Consider the following 17,330-nt stretch of genomic DNA (forward strand, 5'->3'; position numbering starts at 1 on the left):
CAAAAATCCGAACACCCGAGCCCGGGGAACCGCCGCGTGGGTGAACCCGCTGTTGACAAGTTGTCTAACATGACGGAATGTCTCACAAGTGGGTGACCGCCAGCGACGGTGTCCGCCTCTCCGTGACCGTCAACGGCCGGAGTGACGGGCCCACGGTCGTGCTCGTGCACGGCTACCCGGACAACAGCTCGATGTGGGGCGGGGTGGCCGCCGGGCTGGCCGCGAAACACCGCGTCGTCACCTACGACGTCCGCGGGGCCGGACAGTCGGACAAGCCGTCAGGACGCGCGTCCTACCGGCTGGACCAGCTGGCCGACGACCTCCGCGCGGTCGTCGAGGCAGTGCAGCCCACCGGCAAGGTGCACCTGGTCGCCCACGACTGGGGTTCGATCCAGACCTGGCACGCCGTCACCGGGGACGGGCTGCGCGGGCGGATCGCCTCCTACACGTCGATCTCCGGCCCGAGCCTCGACCACGCCGGTGCGTGGTTCCGCGCCCAGTTGCGGCGTCCGACGCCGAAGCGGCTCAAGAACGCGCTGAGCCAGTTCCTGCACTCGTGGTACATCCTGGCGTTCCAGATTCCGCTCATCCCGGACCTGCTCTGGCGCACCGGCCTGCTGGGCAAGCAGATCCAGCGGATGGAGCCGGACGCGGCACCGCCGGAGAAGTCCGACGGCCTGCACGGTCTCCAGCTCTACCGGGCCAACATGTTCACCCGGCTTTCGCGGCCCGCGCCCCGGCCCGCCGACGTCCCGGTGCAGGTGCTGGCCCCGACCGGCGACGCCTACGTCACCCCGCCGCTGCAGACCGAGGTCGCCCGCTGGGTGCCCGACCTGCGGATCCGGCGAATCGTCGGGACGCACTGGGTGACCAGGGCGCGGCCGGAGGTGGTCGCCGCCGCGGCCGCCGAGCTGATCGAATACGCCGAGACCGGCACCGAAAGCCGGGCGCTGCGCCGGGCCCGCCCCGACGCCGGGCCGTTCGCGCACAAGCTCGTCGTGGTCACCGGAGCGGGCAGCGGCATCGGCCGGGCGACCGCGCTCGCCTTCGCCGCCGAGGGTGCCGACGTCGTCATCACCGACGTCGACGCCGCCGCGGCCACCGAGACCTCGAAGCTCCTGGGCGACCACGGCCTCGGTGCGTACACAGTGGACTCTTCGGACGGCGGCGCCGTGCACCGCTTCGCCCAGGACGTGCGGGAGAACCACGGCGTCCCGGACATCGTGGTCAACAACGCGGGCATCGGGATGTCCGGCCCGTTCCTCGACACCTCGGCCGCGGACTGGGAACGCGTCATCGACGTCAACCTCTGGGGCGTGATCCACGGCTGCCGCGCGTTCGCGCCGATGCTCGCCGAGCGCGCCGAAGGCGGCCAGATCGTCAACCTCGCCTCGGCGGCCGCGTACCTGCCGTCGAAGATCCTTTCCGCCTACGCCACGACGAAGTCCGCCGTGCTGACGCTGAGCGTCTGCCTGCGGGCCGAGCTGGCCGCGCACCACATCGGCGTCACCGCGGTCTGCCCGGGGATCGTCAAGACCAACATCACGAACACGACGACGTTCGTCGGGGTGTCCGAAGAGGAACAGCGAAGGCGGCAGCTGTCGAGTTCGAAGCTCTACGCGCGACGCGGGTTCGGCCCCGAGGGGGTCGCGCGCGACATCCTGCGCGCCGTGGAAAAGGACATCGCGATCGCGCCGTCCACCCCGGAGGCGAAGGCCGCGCTGGTCCTTTCGCGACTGACGCCCGGCCTGCTGCGCACGGCCGCGAAGCTGGACCTGACGCCGTGAGCCGGCCGCGGCGGATGTCGCCGCAGGCCCGCCGCGACGACCTGATCCGCGCCGCGCTCGACCTGTTCGGCTCCCGGGCGCCGGAGCTGGTCACCGTGGACGACATCGTCGCCCGCGCCGAGGTGTCGCGGCCGCTGTTCTACCGGTACTTCGCCAACCTGCGCGAGCTGCAGGTGCAGGCGCTGCGCACGGTCACCGACGGGCTGATCGACGGACTGGCCGGGCTCGAAGAGGGCCCGCCGGAGGTGCGGCTGCGCGCGGCCGTCCGCGGCCTGATCGACGTCGCCGACCACTACCGCGCGGGGTACATCGCCCTGCTGCGCACCGGTTCGGTGATCGCGACCTCGGAGACGGACGCGGCCATCGACGAGGTCCGCAACCGCGCGGTGGCCCTGATCCTGGACGCCCTCGGCGTCACCGATCCCTCACCGCTGCTGTCGCTGACCCTCCGCTGCTGGACGGCGGTCGTCGAAGGTGCGCTGCTGAGCTGGCTGCAGGAACGCACGGTCCCGCGCGAATCTCTGGACACGTGGCTCGTCGACCAGCTCACGGCCATGCTCGGCGCCACCGCGGAACACGAACCGGCCGGCGCCGCGGAGGCACCGGCCGGCAGGTGAGAAAGCGTCAGTGCTTGGTGACGAGCTCCCAGCCCTCGACGTCCTCGGGGCTGCGCGGCGCCGGGCCGACGTACTTGGCCGACGGCCGCACGAGACGTCCGGTGCGCTTCTGCTCCAGGATGTGCGCGGCCCAGCCGGCGGTGCGGGCCGAGCTGAACATCGCGGGCATCATGTGCGGCGGGACCTGCGCGAAGTCCAGGATGACCGCGGCCCAGAACTCGACGTTGGTCTCGATCGGGTGATCCGGGCGCCGCTCGCGCAGCTCCTTCAGCGCGGCCTGCTCCAGCGCGGCGGCCGCCTCGTAGCGGGTCGCGCCGAGCTCCTGGCAGGTGCGGCGCAGCACGCGCGCCCGCGGGTCCTCGGCCCGGTAGACGCGGTGGCCGAAGCCCATCAGCCGTTCCTTGCGGTCGAGGATGCCCTTGACCAGGCCCGCCGGGTCGCCGGTGCGCTCGACCTCTTCGATCATCGGCAGCACGCGCGCCGGGGCGCCGCCGTGCAGCGGGCCCGACATCGCGCCGATGGCGCCGGACATGGCCGCCGCGACGTCCGCGCCGGTGGAGGCGATGACGCGGGCGGTGAAGGTCGAGGCGTTGAGGCCGTGCTCAGCGGCCGACACCCAGTAGGCGTCCAGGGCCTTGACGTGCGCCGGGTCCGGCTCGCCGCGCCAGCGGATCAGGAACCGCTCGGTGATCGAGTGGGCCTCGTCGACGCGGGTCTGCGGCACCGCGGGCTGGCCGATGCCGCGCGCGGACTGGGCCACGTAGGACAGCGCCATCACCGAGGCGCGGGCCAGCTGCTCGCGGGCCTCTTCGTCGGTGATGTCGAGCAGCGGGCGGTAGCCCCAGATCGGGGCGAGCATGGCCAGCGCGGCCTGGACGTCCACCCGGACGTCACCGGTGTGCACCGGCAGCGGGAACGGCTCGGCGGGCGGGAGGCCGTGACCGAACCGGCCGTCCACGAGGAGGCCCCAGACGTCGCCGAAGGTCACCTTGCCGGCGAGGTCCTCGATGTCGACGCCGCGGTAGCGAAGGGCACCGCCGTCCCGGTCGGGTTCGGCGATTTCGGTGTGGAAGGCGACGACGCCTTCCAGACCCGGTCGGAAGCCGTCGTCGGGTTGGCCGGACGGCTGAGGCTTGCTGATCGTGGAGGTAGTCACTGTTTCGCGGGACCTTTCGGTGCGCTTTTTCCCCGGCTGGTTGCTGCTGGTCGCGCGGGTGGACAGAGCGCACAGAACGCGCGCCACATCGCACGGATGGATAGACCTTGCTCTCTTGACCGGCCACTGGCAATCGAAAGAAGCGGTGGTTTCGGTCACGATTACGAGAACGATTCAGTCACACGTCGGGCCAGGCAGGAGAATTTTCACCACTCAGTGTGACGAAGCCCAGGTAAATCCTGTGTTTCCGAACCAGGCGCTCCGCGGTTTCGGGTGATAGACCTAGCGCATGCACCTCAGCCCGCAGGAGCGCGACAAGCTGCTCATCCACGTGGCGGCCGACGTCGCGCGGAAGCGGCTGGACCGCGGTGTCCGGCTCAACTACCCCGAGGCGGTCGCGCTGATCACCGACCACGTCCTCGAAGGCGCCCGCGACGGCCGCACGGTCAGCGAGCTGGTGGCCAGCGGCCGGACCGTGCTCTCCCGGGCGCAGGTGCTCGACGGCGTGCCGGAGATGGTCGACTCGGTGCAGGTCGAGGCCACTTTCCCGGACGGCACGAAGCTCGTCACCGTGCATGACCCGATCGTGTGAGGAGCGGTATGCGCCCTGGCGAGATCATCCCCGGCGACGAGCCGGTCGAGCTGAACCCCGGCCGCGCGCGCGTCCGGCTCCTGGTGCGGAACCTCGGCGACCGGCCGGTGCAGGTCGGCTCGCACTACCACTTCGCGGCCGTGAACCCCGGCCTCGAGTTCGACCGGGACGCTGCCCGCGGCCACCGGCTCGACGTCCCGGCGGGCACGTCGGTGCGGTTCGAGCCGGGCGTCGAACGCGAGGTCGACCTGGTGCCGCTGGCCGGCGCCCGCCGGGTGCCCGGACTCCGATCCGAGTTCGCAGGGGAGTTTTGAGTGCCGCAGATCGACCGTGAGCGCTACGCCGAGCTGTTCGGCCCGACCACCGGCGACCGGATCCGGCTCGCCGACACCGACCTGCTGATCGAGGTCACCGAGGACCGCTCGATGGGTCCCGGCGGCGCCGGCGACGAGGTGCTCTTCGGCGGCGGCAAGGTCATCCGCGAGTCCATGGGCCAGGCCACGGCGACCCGGGCCGAGGGCACGCCGGACCTGATCATCACCGGCGCGGTGATCCTCGACCACTGGGGGATCGTCAAGGCCGACGTCGGCGTGCGCGACGGCCGGATCGTCGGCATCGGCAAGGCGGGCAACCCGGACACGATGGACGGTGTCGACCCCGCCCTGGTGATCGGGCCGTCGACGGAGGTGCTGTCCGGCAACGGCAAGATCCTCACCGCCGGCGGCATCGACTGCCACGTCCACTTCATCTGCCCGCAGCTCGTCGACACGGCCCTGGCCGCCGGACTGACCACTTTGGTCGGTGGTGGTACCGGGCCCAACGAGGGCACCAAGGCCACCACCGTCACGCCCGGCGCGTGGAACCTCGGCCGGATGCTGTCCGCCATGGACGGTTACCCGATCAACGTGCTGCTGCTGGGCAAGGGTAACACCGTCCGGCACGAGGCGCTGCGCGAACAACTGGCCGCGGGTGCGGGCGGGTTCAAGCTGCACGAGGACTGGGGCACCACCCCGGCCGCGATCGACGCGTGCCTGACCGTCGCCGACGAAGCCGGTGTCCAGGTGGCCATCCACACGGACACACTGAACGAAGCCGGGTTCCTCGAATCCACTGTGGACGCCATCGGTGGCCGTTCGATCAACGCCTACCACACCGAAGGCGCCGGCGGCGGCCACGCGCCGGACATCATCCAGGTCGTCTCGCTGCCGAACGTTTTGCCGTCGTCGACCAACCCGACGCGGCCGCACACGGTGAACACGCTCGACGAGCACCTCGACATGCTGGTGGTCTGCCACCACCTCAACCCGTCGGTGCCCGAGGACCTCGCCTTCGCCGAGAGCCGGATCCGGCCGACCACGATCGCCGCCGAAGACGTGCTGCACGACATGGGCGCGATCTCGATGATGAGCTCGGACTCGCAGGCGATGGGCCGGATCGGCGAGGTGATCATCCGGACGTGGCAGACCGCGCACGTGATGAAACGCCGCCGCGGCGCGCTGCCGGGCGACGGCGCGGCCGACAACCTGCGTGCCCGCCGCTATGTCGCCAAGTACACGATCAACCCGGCCATCGCGCACGGCATGGAGACCGAGATCGGCTCGGTCGAGGTCGGCAAGCTCGCCGACCTGGTGCTGTGGGAGCCGAAGTTCTTCGGTGTCCGCCCGCACGTGGTGCTGAAGGGCGGCTTCCCGGCGTGGGCGGCGATGGGCGACGCGAACGCGTCCATCCCGACGCCGCAGCCGGTCATGGCGCGCCCGATGTTCGGGGCGAACATCGGGGCGGCGCTGAGCCTGCACTTCGTCGCGCCGTCCGCTTTGGACAGTGGACTGCGCGAGCAGTTCGGCATCACCCGGCCGCTGGTCGCGGTGTCGAACATGCGCGCGCGGACCAAGGCGGACATGGTGCTCAACGACACCACACCGGACGTGCGCGTCGAGCCGGACAGCTTCGCGGTGCACGTCGACGGCGAGCTGATCGAACCGCAGCCGGTGGCCGAACTGCCGATGACCCAGCGATACTTCTTGTTCTGATGGACCTTTCGGCACTGATCCTCGCGGACTCCCGCTTCCCCGGCGGCGGGCACGTCCACAGTGGCGGGTTGGAGGAGGTCGTCTCGCGGAAGCTGGTGACTTCCGTGCGCGATCTCCCGGGATTCCTTTCCGGACGGTTGCGGACGGCGGGCTATCTGGCTGCGGTGTTCGCCGCGGCCTCCGCGCATGCGGCCGTCGCGCAGGGGAACTGGTCGCTTTTGGACAGTGAGCTGGACGCGCGCACTCCGTCGCTCGCGCAGCGGGAAGCGTCCCGGGCGCAGGGGCGCGGGACCGCGCGGGCCGGGCGGATCGCGTGGCCGTCTCCGGTCCTGGACGCGTTGCTGGCCGAGACCCCGCGGCCCCACCACCCGATCGTGCTGGGTGCTCTGGTCGGCGTCGCGGGCGGGTCGCCGTACGACGCGGCGATGGCCGTCGCCTACCTGGCGGTCAGCGGGCCGGCGAGTGCGGCCGTGCGGCTGCTGGGGCTGGATCCCTTCGCCGTCAACGCCGTGGTGGCGCGGCTGGATCTCGCTTCCGTCTGTTCGGCCGCGGCCGAAGTCGCGGGAGACGACCCGGCGACGCTGCCGTCACCCGGTTCGCCGGGGTTGGATCTGTTCGCCGAGGCCCACGCCCGGCACCACCAGGAAGAGGTGCGTCTCTTTGCCAGCTGAAGGCCACGGTCACGGTCACTTCCACCCGGTCAGCTTCGACCCGACGGCCAGCGAGCCGGACCACTACGACGCGGCACCCACCGCGGGCCGCGCCTACCGGATCGGCATCGGCGGCCCGGTCGGGTCCGGCAAGACGGCGCTGACCGCGGCGCTGTGCCGCGCCCTGGGCGACGAGATCAACCTCGCCGTCGTCACGAACGACATCTACACGACCGAGGACGCGGACTTCCTGCGTCGCGCCGGCGTGCTGGACCCGGAGCGGATCGAAGCGGTCCAAACGGGAGCGTGCCCGCACACGGCGATCCGCGACGACATCACGGCGAACCTCGACGCGGTCGAGCGGCTGGAGGAGAAGTTCCCCGGTCTCGACCTGGTGATCATCGAGAGCGGCGGCGACAACCTGACCGCGGTGTTCAGCCGCGGCCTGGCCGACAGCCAGATCTTCGTGGTCGACGTCGCGGGCGGCGACAAGGTGCCGCGCAAGGGCGGCCCCGGTGTCACCACGGCGGACCTGCTGGTGATCAACAAGATCGACATCGCCCACCTGGTCAACGCGGACATGGAGGTGATGACCTCGGACGCGCACCGGATGCGCGGCGAGCTGCCGGTGATCACCCAGTCCCTGGTGGACACCCCGGACGCGCCGGCGGTCGCGGGCTGGGTCCGTTCCCTGCTGTGAAGGCCCACGCGCGGCTGACGGCGTGCTTCGACGGCTCGCGCACGGTGCTGCGCGAGCTGCGTTCGATGGCGCCGCTGACGCTGTTCCCGCGCCGGCGGTCCGGCTCGACGGCGGTGGTGCACCTGGTCAACTCGGCGACCTCGCCGCTGGGCGGGGACGACCTGCTGCTGTCGGTCCACGTCGGCCCGGGTGCGTCGCTGCGGCTCTCCGGCGTTGCGGCGACGCTGGCTTTGCCGGGTCTGCACGGCGAGTCGTCGTTGTCCACTGTGGACGTCGTGGTGGAGCCGGGTGGGTCGCTGGAGTACCTGCCGGAACCGACCGTGGTCACCGCGCGGGCGCGGCACAACGCGGTGTTCCGGGCTTCGGTGGCGTCGGATGCGTACCTGCACACGCGGGAGGTGCTGGTGCTGGGCGGGCCGGGGAAACGCCCGGTTCGCTGTCGACTTCGCTGTCCGTCACGCGGGGTTCCGTGCCGGTGGTGCGGCAGACGCTTTCGGTGGGGGATGCGGGCTTGGACGGGAGCCTGGCGGTGCTGGCGGGGCGGCGGGTGCTGGCCACGGATCTCGTGGTGGGTGGCCCGGAGCTGCCGGCGGCGTCGGGTGAGTGGTGGTCCCGCAGCCCCCTCGCTGCGGGCGGCACCCTCACCACTTCTCTTGCGCCGGACGCCGTCACGGCCCTGAAGGGCCTGGCCGCGGCCGGCGGCTGACCTGAGCAGCCCCCGTTTTCCACGCTACCGGTGGCCACCGACCGTTTCGGGCGACGCGGTTCCGGGCGATCTCATTCATCCCCATCCGTGCCGCTCGCCGGGGAGGACCCCCTGCGTCCTCCCCGGCGAGCGGAACCCTCAGAACTTCGTGCCCAGCCAGGTCATCGCCGCCGGGCCGCCGATCGACACCCCGGCGATGTGCTCCAGCAGCGGGAACTCCTGCCACGTCACCTTGGCGCCGAGCGACTTCCAGCGGTCGCGCAACGCCGTTCCGACGCTGAACGGGATCAGCTCGTCCAGCGTTCCGTGGTACAGGTACACCGGCGGCTTCGGCGCGGTCGTGCCCAGGTGGTTCTCCGCCAGCCGGGCCTGCCAGCGCGGGTCGTGGATCGGGTCCGGCACCGTCACGAAGTCCTGCAGGTGCGCGAACGGCGCCGCCGCGCCCAGTTCCACCGTGCACGCCTTCGACACCCGGGCCACCGCCTCGCGTCCGCGGTCGTTCAGGATCGACGCGAACGGCACGTCCGGGTACGCCGCCGCGAGGCCGGTGGCCGCGCCGAGGACCAGGCCGAACGCCGCGCCGCCGTCGTTGGCCGCGAACACCGCGTTCAGGTCCGCCGGGACCCCGCCCGCCGCCACGCCGACCACGTTCAGCGAAGGTGCGTACGTCGCCTGCAGCTCGGCGGCCCACGCCGCGGCCTGGCCGCCCTGCGAGTAGCCGAACACGCCCACCGGGCCGGACGGCGACAGTCCCGCGCCGGTCACCCGCGCGGCGGCGCGCGCCGCGTCGAGCACCGCGCGGCCTTCGGACTGCCCGACCGCGTACGTGTGCGTGCCCGGCGTGCCGAGCCCTTCGTAGTCCGTGACGACGACCGCCCAGCCCTGCGTCAGCGCCTGCGCCAGCAGCGCGCTTTCGTTCTCGATGCCGTGGGCCAGCAGGTTCGAGGGTGCGCACTGGTCGCCGAGGCCGTGCGTGCCGACCGCGTACGTGACCAGCGGCCGCGGCCCGCCGCGCAGCCACGGCGTCGGCGGCACCAGCAGCGTGCCGGAGACGGCGTTCGGCTCGCCGGTCGCCGACGTCGAGCGGTACAGCAGGTGCCAGGCCTTGACGGGGGCGGGGAACGGGCCGACGAACACCGTCGTCGGCCGCTGTTCCAGGAGGACGCCCGGATCCGCGTGTGCGGAGGGGGCGGCTGTCACGAAAAGGAGCGCGACGGCGACCACTAACCGACGAAGCATCATTGCCTCCGGCTGTTCGTTTTGATCGGCACACTGTGGTAATCGAGATTTTCACAACTTAACCAGCCCGGTAGGATCCGGCAATCCCTCAGAAGGAGGACACAACCGTTGGCTCGCACGTACGGCGGCGTCGCACCCGAACAACGTCGCGCCGACCGCCGCGAGCGGCTGCTCACGGCCGGTCTCGAGCTGTTCACCACCACCGGCTTTAGGCAGACGAAGATCACCGAGGTGTGCGCCCGCGCCGGCGTCTCGACGCGGAACTTCTACGAGGAGTTCAGCGGCAAGGAGGACGTGCTGCGCACCCTCCACGACCGGATCAACAGCCTCGCGCTGGAGCACGTCACCGCCGCGCTCGACAAGGTCGCCGAGGCCGACGCGATGACCCGCATCGCCACGCTGCTCGACGTCTTCATCGACACGGTCACCGTCGACCCGCGGCTGCCGCGGCTCAACTACGTCGAAGCCGTCGGCGTCAGCGCGGAGCTGGAGGAGCAGCACCAGGTGTGGGTCGACCGCTGGGCGACCTTCATCGAGACGGAGGCGCGGCGCGCGGCCGCGCACGGTGTCGCACCCGACCGCGACTACCGGCTGACGGCGATCGCACTGGTCGGCGCGGCCACCGGGCTGTTGCGCGAGTGGCAGGCGCACGAGCCGCCGCTACCCGTGGAGGACGTCGGCGCCGAGCTGCGCGCGCTGATGCTGGCGGCCATCATGCGGCCGGGAAAGATCTTGGGAATCCCGGGCAACCCGGGTGCCGCCTCCGGCGTGGAACAGTCGAGCCGGGAGGGGGAACCGGGGGGACGCCGGCTCACGTGAGGGCCCTTTCCCGGCAGCGGACTGGCGGGAAAGGGCCCTCACGGACATCACGTGGTGCGGACCGTCGGCAGGCCGAGCGCGACCGGGCCGGAGTCCTGGCACATGTCGTGACAGGTGTTGTCGAGCGTGCAGCACAGCGAGCAGATCGGGCCGTTCTGCTTCGCGCAGTCGGCGACGTCGGGCAGTTCGTACGGGTCACCGCAGACCGAGCAGGTGTACGTCGCCAGCAAGTCGACGTCGGACTCCGGCCCGGCGACGGTGTTCTCCCGCGCCAGGTAGTACTTGCCCTTCGTGGCGAGGGCCAGCACCGGCACCAGCACGACCGCGATGACCAGCGCGAGCAGCGGGCTGAACGCGGCCAGGAACTGCCCGAACGCGCCGAAGTACGCCGCGATCGACACCGCCGACGCGACCATCATCGAGCCGAACCCGACCGGGTTGATCTTGTGCAGGTAGGCCCGCTTGAACTCGATGTAGCGCGGGGACAGGCCCAGCGGCTTGGCGATCACCAGGTCGGCGCAGACCGCGCCGATCCACGCGATGGCCACGTTCGAGTAGAAGCCGAGGATCTTGTTCAGGAAGCCGAACGCCCCGAACTCCATCAGCGCGAGCGCGATCCCGCAGTTGACCAGCACGTACCAGACCCGGCCGGGGTGCTTGTGCAGCACGCGGGAGAAGAAGTTCGCGAACGACAGCGAGCCGGAGTAGGCGTTCGTCGTGTTGATCTTGATCTGCGAGACGACGACGAACAGCGCGGCGAACGTCAGCGCGACCGGCCCGAGCGCGGGTTTGACCGCCTCGAGGTAGGGCGCGATCGGCTCGAGCGCGTGCGACTTCCCGACGACGCCGAGGGCGAGGAACGCCAGCAGCGCGCCACCGATCTGCTTCGCGGCGCCCAGGATCACCCAGCCGGGGCCGGCGGCGAGGACGGCGGCCCACCACGACCGCTTGTTCTCCGCCGTCTTCTCCGGCATGAACCGCAGGTAGTCGGCCTGCTCGCCGATCTGCCCGATCAGCGACAGCGCGACACCCATGCCGAAGCCGAACCCGATGGCGGAGAACCCGGCGCCGGCCCCTTCCGTACCCCCGAAGTGGGTGAATTCCGCGAACTTCCCGGGCTCCCGGACCAGCACGACGACGAAGGGCAGCACCAGGCCGGCGATCCACAGCGGCTGCGTCCAGGTCTGCATCTTCGCGACCGCGCCCATGCCGTAGAGCGCGAAGGGGAGCACGATGAGCGTCGCGAGCAGGTAGCCGATCGGCAGCGGGATGCCGAGGGCGAGCTCGAAGGCCTGGCCCATGATCGAGCCTTCGAGCGAGAAGAAGATGACGGTGAAGCTGGCGTAGACGAGCGACGTCAGCGTCGACCCGAAGTAGCCGAAGCCGGCTCCGCGGGTCAGCAGGTCCATGTCCACTCCGGACTTCGCGCAGGCGGCCGCGATGGGCACGCCGGTCACGAAGATGACGACGGCCGCGGCGAGGATCGCCAGGACGCCGGAGGTGAAGCCGTAGGAGAGGACGATGCTGGCGCCGATCGCGAAGTCGGCGAGGTAGGCGATGCCGCCCAGCGCCGTCGTCGCGACCACGAAGGGGGACCATTTCCGGAACGAATGTGCGGCGAAGCGGAGGGAGTAGTCCTCGCGGTTTTCGTTCGCCGCGAGCGGGGCGTATCGGCGTTTCGGCGGGATGCTCTTTTCTGCGCTGGACAGGGTCTCGGTCATGCCTGCCTCCGGGGGTGGTGGGGAACGGGCCGAAGGTAGGCGGGTCCTGTATCGATCCTGGTCCGGCGGGTAACGCGGCGGTTACGGCTTGTTGTCCTGCGGTTACGGCTGGATGGCGGGGAATGGGTGTCGGGTGTCACCGTTAGGTGGGTTCCGCTGCCGGTCGCGAACCCTTAACGTGCCTAGAGCCGAAGTCGACTGATGCCCCCGGCCGGGCGTGGAGGTTTGGCGATGATGCCGGAGATCGAGGACCAGGTGGAAGACGCAGTAGTACGCCTTCCCGGAATGCGCGTGGCCTACGACGGCGCGGCGTTCGACGAAACCGCGCTCGCCGCCACCTGGACCGATCAGCTGCAGGGCTGGCTGAACCAGGCGGTCGCGGCGGGCATCGCGGAGCCGAACGCCATGGTCCTCGCGACGGCCGACGCCGAAGGCCGCCCGTCGTCCCGGACGGTGCTGTGCAAGGGCCTCGACGAGCGCGGCGTGGTGTTCTACACGAACTACACGTCGTCGAAGAGCCACGACCTGACGGCGACGCGGTACGCGTCGGTGACGTTCCCCTGGTACCCGCTGCACCGCCAGGTCCACGTCCGCGGCGAGGTCGAGAAGGTCGGCGTCAAGGAGACGGCGGAGTACTGGGCCCAGCGCCCGCGCGGTTCCCAGCTGGGCGCGTGGGCATCCCCGCAGTCACGGGTGGTCGACGGCCGGCGCGCGCTGGACAACGCGTTGCACGGCATCGAGAGGCGTTTCGCGGACGTGGAGAGGATCCCGGCACCCCCGCACTGGGGCGGCTGGCGCATCCGGCCGGACCTGGTGGAGTTCTGGCAGGGCCGCGAGGACCGGATGCACGACCGGCTGCGGTACGTGCGGAACGACGACGGGTGGCACATCGAGCGCGTGGCTCCCTGAGTTTCCCGGTCCCGGTGTTGCGTCTCGCGCAACACCGGGAACCACTCACCGGGGCGAGGAAAATCACGCGACCGGAGATACTTAGCCCGGCTAAGCTGATCTGTCGTGACTGGTGAACCGGGGACGATGCCGCCCCGCTCGGGTGTACGCAAGCTCCTCGGCCGCATCATCGTGGACACCCGGCCGCTGAAGATCCCGGCCTTCCGGCGGCTGTGGCTGTCCACTGTGGTCACCTCCGTCGGCACCCAGCTCACCGCCGTCGCCGTGCCCAAGCAGGTCTTCGACCTCACCGGGTCCTCCGCCTGGGTCGGCCTCACCGGGCTCGTCGCCCTCGTTCCGCTGCTCGTCTTCGGGCTCTGGGGCGGCGCCGTCGCCGATGCCGTCGACCGGCGGAAGCTGCTCGTCGTCACCAACGTGCTCGTCGCCGTCACCTCCGCGCTGCTCTGGCTGCAGGCCTTCGCGAACTTCGGCTCCGTCTGGCTCGTGCTCGGCCTGCTCGCCGTCAACCAAGCGCTCTTCGCGATCAACATGCCGACGCGCGGTGCCGTCGTCGCCCGGCTCGTGCCGCCCGAGCTGCTGCCCGCCGCGAACGCGCTCAGCTCGACCATGGCCACCTTCGGCGCCGTCTTCGGGCCGCTGCTCGCCGGGGCGCTGATCCCCGTCCTCGGCCTCTCCACCCTCTACCTCATCGACGTCATCGCCCTGACGATCACGCTCGTCGCCGTCTGGCGGCTGCCGTCCATCCCGCCGCTCAACGGCCCCTCGCGGCGCGCCGGGGTGCGGGACGTCGTCGACGGCTTCCGGTACCTCGCCGGGCAGAAGATCCTGCTCGCCTCCTTCGTCGCCGACATCATCGCCATGGTCTTCGGGATGCCGCGCGCGCTGATCCCGGAGATGGCCGAGCGCACCTTCGGCGACCCACCCGGCGGCGGCCCGGCCCTCGGCTGGCTCTACGCCGCCCTGCCCGCCGGGGCGATGCTGATCGGGCTCTTCTCCGGCTGGCTGACGCGCATCCACCGCCAGGGCGTCGCGGTCGTCGTGGCGATCTGCGCGTGGGGTGCCGCGGTGGCCGCGTTCGGGCTCGCGCACTCCCTGTGGCTCGCCGTCGTCTTCATGGCGCTGGCCGGCGCCGCGGACATGGTCAGCGCCGTCTACCGGATGGCGATCCTGCAGGTCGCGACCACCGACGAGATGCGCGGCCGGCTCCAGGGCGTCTTCACGGTCGTCGTCGCCGGCGGGCCGCGGATCGCCGACCTCACCCACGGCTGGGGTGCCGCCGCCTTCGGCACGACGGCCGCCGCGAGCGTCGGCGGGCTGCTGGTCATCGTGCTCGTCTGCGCGTCGATGTTCGTGCTCCCGGCCTTCTGGCGATACCGGGCGCCGACGGCATAGGTAGGGTGCGGGCATGCGTACCCTTGTTGTCGCTTTTGTCGCTTTCGCCGCGTTGACTGCCTGCTCCTCCGGAGACGAGCCGTCGAAGGCCCCTTCGTCGTCCGCCGCGCCCAAGCCGGCCCCGAGCACGAACGCCGCCGCGGCGTCGCTCGACCCGTGCAAGCTGCTGCCCGCGGAGGCCGTCTCCAAGGCGCTGTTCCTCGACAACCTCACGGCGGTGCCGGGCCCGGTCCAGGACAACGCGGCCAACGGCGGCAAGGCACGCAGCTGCGAGTACCAGCACGACGGCAAGGCCGCGGGCGCGCTCGCGGTGACGCGCTACGAGGGCAAGAAGGGCAAGCCGGCCGAGATGGTCGCGTCGATCAAGAAGGCGAAGCCGGGCTCGAAGGACGTCCCGGGTTTCCCGGACGGCGCCGTCTACTACGTCGACGAGCAGAAGACGGCGACCCTCGCCGCGGCCGAACTGGTGGCGGGCACGCCGGTGCTGGTCAACTACACGGGCCCGGCGAAGCTGACGCCGGAGCAGCTGGCGCCGCTGGTCAAGCAGGCCCTCGCGGCCGGCTGATCAGGCCCAGCCGACGAGCTGCCGTCGAAGGCGACCTGGTCGAGGCCGGCTTCGTTCTGGTGCCGCAGGACAACGCCGGAGAGATCGAGCCGCGGATCTGCGCCACCATCGAACCTCCCGTTCGGCCGGAGGTTCGATGGGGCGGAGATCATCCGGTTCCCGGATCACCGGCGCAGTGCCGCCAGCTCGACCGGGCTGTGCGCCGAGAACACCGTGACCTCGTCCTGGTGCGTCCGCGCCAGCTCGTGCAGCCTCGCCAGGTTCTCCAGCCTCGGCCCCCTCAGCGTCTGGACGATGTTCTGGAACGCCGTCAGGCCCGGCGGGCAGTGCGGGGCCACCGGGTCCAGCTGGCCGTGGAAGAAGTACGCGTCGCCGGCGTGCAGGAGCCAGCCGTTGCCCGTGTCGACCGCCACGCCCGTGTGGCCCCGGGTGTGGCCCGTCAGCGGGACCAGGAGGATCTCCTCCGGCAGGCCCTTCAGCGACCGGACCGCCTCGAAGCCGAACCACGGCTCGCCCGTCTCGTCGTACGTGCTCCACAGCGGGCGGTGCGCGAACTGGGCCGCGCGGTAGCGGTTCTTCTCCGCCGCGTTCGCCGGGGACGTCGCCGCGCGGTGCTCCTCGGCGCGGACGTGGACCACCGCGTTGGGGAAGTCGGCCAGGCCGCCCGCGTGGTCGACGTCGAGGTGGGTCGCCACGATGTGCCGGACGTCGGCCGGGTCGAGGCCGAGTGCCTCGATCTGGGCCACCGCCGTCTCCGCCGCGGCCGGCTTCGCGCCGACCAGCGCCAGGAACGGGCGGCCCAGCCACTCGCCGGGCCGCGTCACGCCCTGGCGGCCGAACCCGGTGTCGACCAGCACCAGGCTGTCGCCGGTCTCGATCAGCAGGCAGTGCGCGACCAGCGACGACCGCCGCAGCAGGCCGGGCTCGCCGTCGAGCAGTTTGCCACCCACCGGGTGCATCGATCCGCAGTTCAGGTGGTGCACCTTCATACGCTGCTCCTGGTGCTCAGCCGGAGGAATTCGGTCTCGTCGTGCGCGGCGAAGACGGTGACCTCCGCGCCGTGCTCCTGAACAAGCTGGCGCAGGCGGCGGTGATTGTCCAGCCGGGCACCCTCGACCGTCTCCATGTGGCCCTCGAACCACTTCAGCCCGGGCGGGCAGTGCGGGGTCGCGGCGACCTGACCGTGGAAGAAGTACGAGTCACCCGCGTTGAGCAGCCAGCCGTGCCCGGTGTCGACGGCGACCCCGGCGTGGCCGCGCGTGTGCCCGGACAGCGGGACCAGCAGGATCTCCTCGGGCAGCCCGTCGAGCGAGCGGACCGCGTCGAAGCCGAACCAGGGCTCGCCGGTGTCCGCATAGGACGTCCACTGTGGACCATGGGCGAACTGGATCCGGCGGTACCGGCCGCGCTCGCCGTCGTCGCGCGGGTCGGTGAACGCCCGCAGCTCCTCGGCGTAGACGTGCACGCGCGCCCACGGGAAGTCGATGAGCCCGCCGGCGTGGTCGAGGTCGAGGTGGGTCAGCACGATGTCGCGGACGTCGGCCGGGTCGAAGCCGAGCGCGCGGACCTGCGCGATCGCCGTCTGCGCCGGGTCGGGCACCGGGTTGGACTGGCGGACGAAACCCGCGCCCAGCCAGGCGGTCCGGTCGACCGCGGCCGGCGTGCCCATGCCGGTCTCGACGAGCACCAGGCCGGTGTCCGTCTCCAGCAGCAGGCAGTGGCAGACCATGGTGGCGCGCCGGAACAGGCCCGGCCTGCCGTCGATCAGCTTGCCGCCGAGTGGGCGCATGGTGCCGCAGTTCAGGTGGTGGACGCGCATCAGGACAACTCCCGTTCGAGGGTGGCGTGCAGGTGGGTCGCGACGGCGCGCAGCGGCGCGAGGTCGCGGCGGGTGCGGGCCAGCAGCAGCCCGCCTTCGATCGCGGCGAGCACGATGGTGGCGAGTTCGTCGGCCCGGCCGGCGGAAAGCCCTTGCCCGGCCAGGTAATCGCCGAGGACGACGTGCCAGGACTCGTAGCCGTCCGTGCAGGCCCGCCGGATGGGTTCGCTCGCCGGGGCCGCGTCCAGTGCGACTGTCGCGAGTGGACAGCCCCGCTGGAAGTCCGACTCGGTGAGGACGCCAGCGAGCGCGTCGATCGCGCGGTCGATCCCGGTCGCGGGATCGGGGGCGTCGCGGAGGATGGCGTCGAAGAGCGCGCCGGTGCGCTCGCTGGAAAGCCGGACGGCCTCGGCGGCGAGCTGTTCCTTGCCGCCGGGGAAGTGGAAGTAGAGCGACCCCTTGGGCGCGCCGCCCGCCGTCGTCAGCTGGGTGAGGCCGGTGGCGTGGTAGCCCTGGGTCTGGAACAGGTCGGCGGCGGTGTCGAGCATCCGCTGCCGCGTGTCGGTGCGGCGAACCATGACCTGACCGTAGCGCAAACTATGACGACCGGTCTAGTGACTTCGTGGAT

18 protein-coding genes are annotated in these 17,330 nt (G+C 71.3%); 12 read left to right on the plus strand and 6 right to left on the minus strand.

From position 1 onward, the window contains the following. Positions 1-92 precede the first annotated feature (92 nt). Positions 93-1,787: an SDR family oxidoreductase gene (locus HUT10_RS32110; protein WP_176178120.1), complete on the plus strand. Its 1,695-nt coding sequence runs from the start codon at positions 93-95 to the stop codon at positions 1,785-1,787. 14 nt (positions 1,788-1,801) lie between these two features. Next, positions 1,802-2,404, plus strand: a complete 603-nt coding sequence (locus tag HUT10_RS32115) for a TetR/AcrR family transcriptional regulator (RefSeq protein WP_176178121.1) — start codon at positions 1,802-1,804, stop codon at positions 2,402-2,404. Between the two features lie 7 nt (positions 2,405-2,411). Here HUT10_RS32115 and HUT10_RS32120 read toward each other — a convergent pair whose 3' ends face one another. Further along, positions 2,412-3,560 carry a citrate synthase 2 gene (locus HUT10_RS32120; protein WP_176174616.1) on the minus strand — a complete coding sequence of 383 codons (1,149 nt, stop codon included), beginning with the start codon at positions 3,558-3,560 and terminating at the stop codon, positions 2,412-2,414. 289 nt (positions 3,561-3,849) lie between these two features. Between HUT10_RS32120 and HUT10_RS32125 the strand changes: the two genes are divergently transcribed. From HUT10_RS32125 to HUT10_RS32150, 6 genes are read left to right on the plus strand one after another with little or no spacing between them, the layout of a single operon-like run. Next, a complete protein-coding gene (locus HUT10_RS32125; protein WP_020641633.1) occupies positions 3,850-4,152 on the plus strand; it encodes an urease subunit gamma in 303 nt (100 codons plus the stop codon). A gap of 8 nt (positions 4,153-4,160) precedes the next feature. Then, positions 4,161-4,466 (plus strand): urease subunit beta, encoded by a 306-nt coding sequence (locus HUT10_RS32130; RefSeq protein ID WP_086844441.1) that lies wholly within the window; start codon positions 4,161-4,163, stop codon positions 4,464-4,466. Continuing rightward, on the plus strand, positions 4,467-6,182 hold the full coding sequence (locus HUT10_RS32135; RefSeq protein WP_176174617.1) for an urease subunit alpha: 1,716 nt from the start codon (positions 4,467-4,469) through the stop codon (positions 6,180-6,182). It abuts the gene before it with no gap. After that, positions 6,182-6,853 carry an urease accessory protein UreF gene (locus HUT10_RS32140; RefSeq protein ID WP_176174618.1) on the plus strand — a complete coding sequence of 224 codons (672 nt, stop codon included), beginning with the start codon at positions 6,182-6,184 and terminating at the stop codon, positions 6,851-6,853. Before HUT10_RS32135 ends, HUT10_RS32140 begins: the two co-directional genes overlap by 1 nt. Further along, entirely contained in the window at positions 6,843-7,532 is a 690-nt protein-coding gene (gene ureG, locus HUT10_RS32145) for an urease accessory protein UreG (protein WP_176174619.1), read from the plus strand. Before HUT10_RS32140 ends, ureG begins: the two co-directional genes overlap by 11 nt. Further along, positions 7,529-8,212 (plus strand): urease accessory protein UreD, encoded by a 684-nt coding sequence (locus HUT10_RS32150; RefSeq protein WP_176174620.1) that lies wholly within the window; start codon positions 7,529-7,531, stop codon positions 8,210-8,212. Before ureG ends, HUT10_RS32150 begins: the two co-directional genes overlap by 4 nt. Before the next feature lie 164 nt (positions 8,213-8,376). Here HUT10_RS32150 and HUT10_RS32155 read toward each other — a convergent pair whose 3' ends face one another. Continuing rightward, positions 8,377-9,477: a lipase family protein gene (locus HUT10_RS32155; protein ID WP_176174621.1), complete on the minus strand. Its 1,101-nt coding sequence runs from the start codon at positions 9,475-9,477 to the stop codon at positions 8,377-8,379. Between the two features lie 108 nt (positions 9,478-9,585). Between HUT10_RS32155 and HUT10_RS32160 the strand changes: the two genes are divergently transcribed. Next, complete coding sequence (locus HUT10_RS32160) at positions 9,586-10,296, plus strand: TetR/AcrR family transcriptional regulator (protein WP_176174622.1); 711 nt, start codon at positions 9,586-9,588, stop codon at positions 10,294-10,296. 47 nt (positions 10,297-10,343) lie between these two features. Here HUT10_RS32160 and HUT10_RS32165 read toward each other — a convergent pair whose 3' ends face one another. Beyond that, positions 10,344-12,017 carry a cytosine permease gene (locus HUT10_RS32165; protein WP_176174623.1) on the minus strand — a complete coding sequence of 558 codons (1,674 nt, stop codon included), beginning with the start codon at positions 12,015-12,017 and terminating at the stop codon, positions 10,344-10,346. A 231-nt stretch (positions 12,018-12,248) separates the two neighbouring features. Between HUT10_RS32165 and pdxH the strand changes: the two genes are divergently transcribed. The 3 genes from pdxH (at position 12,249) to HUT10_RS32180 (ending at position 14,883) form a co-directional block, all read left to right on the plus strand. Next, complete coding sequence (gene pdxH, locus HUT10_RS32170; protein ID WP_176174624.1) at positions 12,249-12,926, plus strand: pyridoxamine 5'-phosphate oxidase; 678 nt, start codon at positions 12,249-12,251, stop codon at positions 12,924-12,926. 126 nt (positions 12,927-13,052) lie between these two features. After that, positions 13,053-14,318 carry an MFS transporter gene (locus tag HUT10_RS32175; protein ID WP_176178122.1) on the plus strand — a complete coding sequence of 422 codons (1,266 nt, stop codon included), beginning with the start codon at positions 13,053-13,055 and terminating at the stop codon, positions 14,316-14,318. Between the two features lie 13 nt (positions 14,319-14,331). Continuing rightward, entirely contained in the window at positions 14,332-14,883 is a 552-nt protein-coding gene (locus HUT10_RS32180; RefSeq protein WP_176174625.1) for a DUF3558 family protein, read from the plus strand. Between the two features lie 164 nt (positions 14,884-15,047). Here the strand turns inward: HUT10_RS32180 and HUT10_RS32185 are convergent, their stop codons facing one another. Genes HUT10_RS32185 through HUT10_RS32195 form a run of 3 tightly spaced genes read right to left on the minus strand, consistent with a single transcriptional unit; the run spans position 15,048 to position 17,280 of the window. Continuing rightward, on the minus strand, positions 15,048-15,872 hold the full coding sequence (locus HUT10_RS32185) for an MBL fold metallo-hydrolase (protein ID WP_176174626.1): 825 nt from the start codon (positions 15,870-15,872) through the stop codon (positions 15,048-15,050). Next, positions 15,869-16,702 carry an MBL fold metallo-hydrolase gene (locus tag HUT10_RS32190; protein ID WP_176174627.1) on the minus strand — a complete coding sequence of 278 codons (834 nt, stop codon included), beginning with the start codon at positions 16,700-16,702 and terminating at the stop codon, positions 15,869-15,871. The genes HUT10_RS32185 and HUT10_RS32190 overlap by 4 nt, the downstream gene beginning before the upstream one ends. Beyond that, the gene (locus HUT10_RS32195) at positions 16,702-17,280 is read right to left on the minus strand and encodes a TetR/AcrR family transcriptional regulator (protein ID WP_176174628.1); all 579 of its coding nucleotides are present in this window, start codon (positions 17,278-17,280) and stop codon (positions 16,702-16,704) included. Before HUT10_RS32195 ends, HUT10_RS32190 begins: the two co-directional genes overlap by 1 nt. Positions 17,281-17,330 lie beyond the last annotated feature (50 nt).

It is taken from the genome of Amycolatopsis sp. Hca4 (assembly GCF_013364075.1).
Taxonomy (GTDB): domain Bacteria; phylum Actinomycetota; class Actinomycetes; order Mycobacteriales; family Pseudonocardiaceae; genus Amycolatopsis.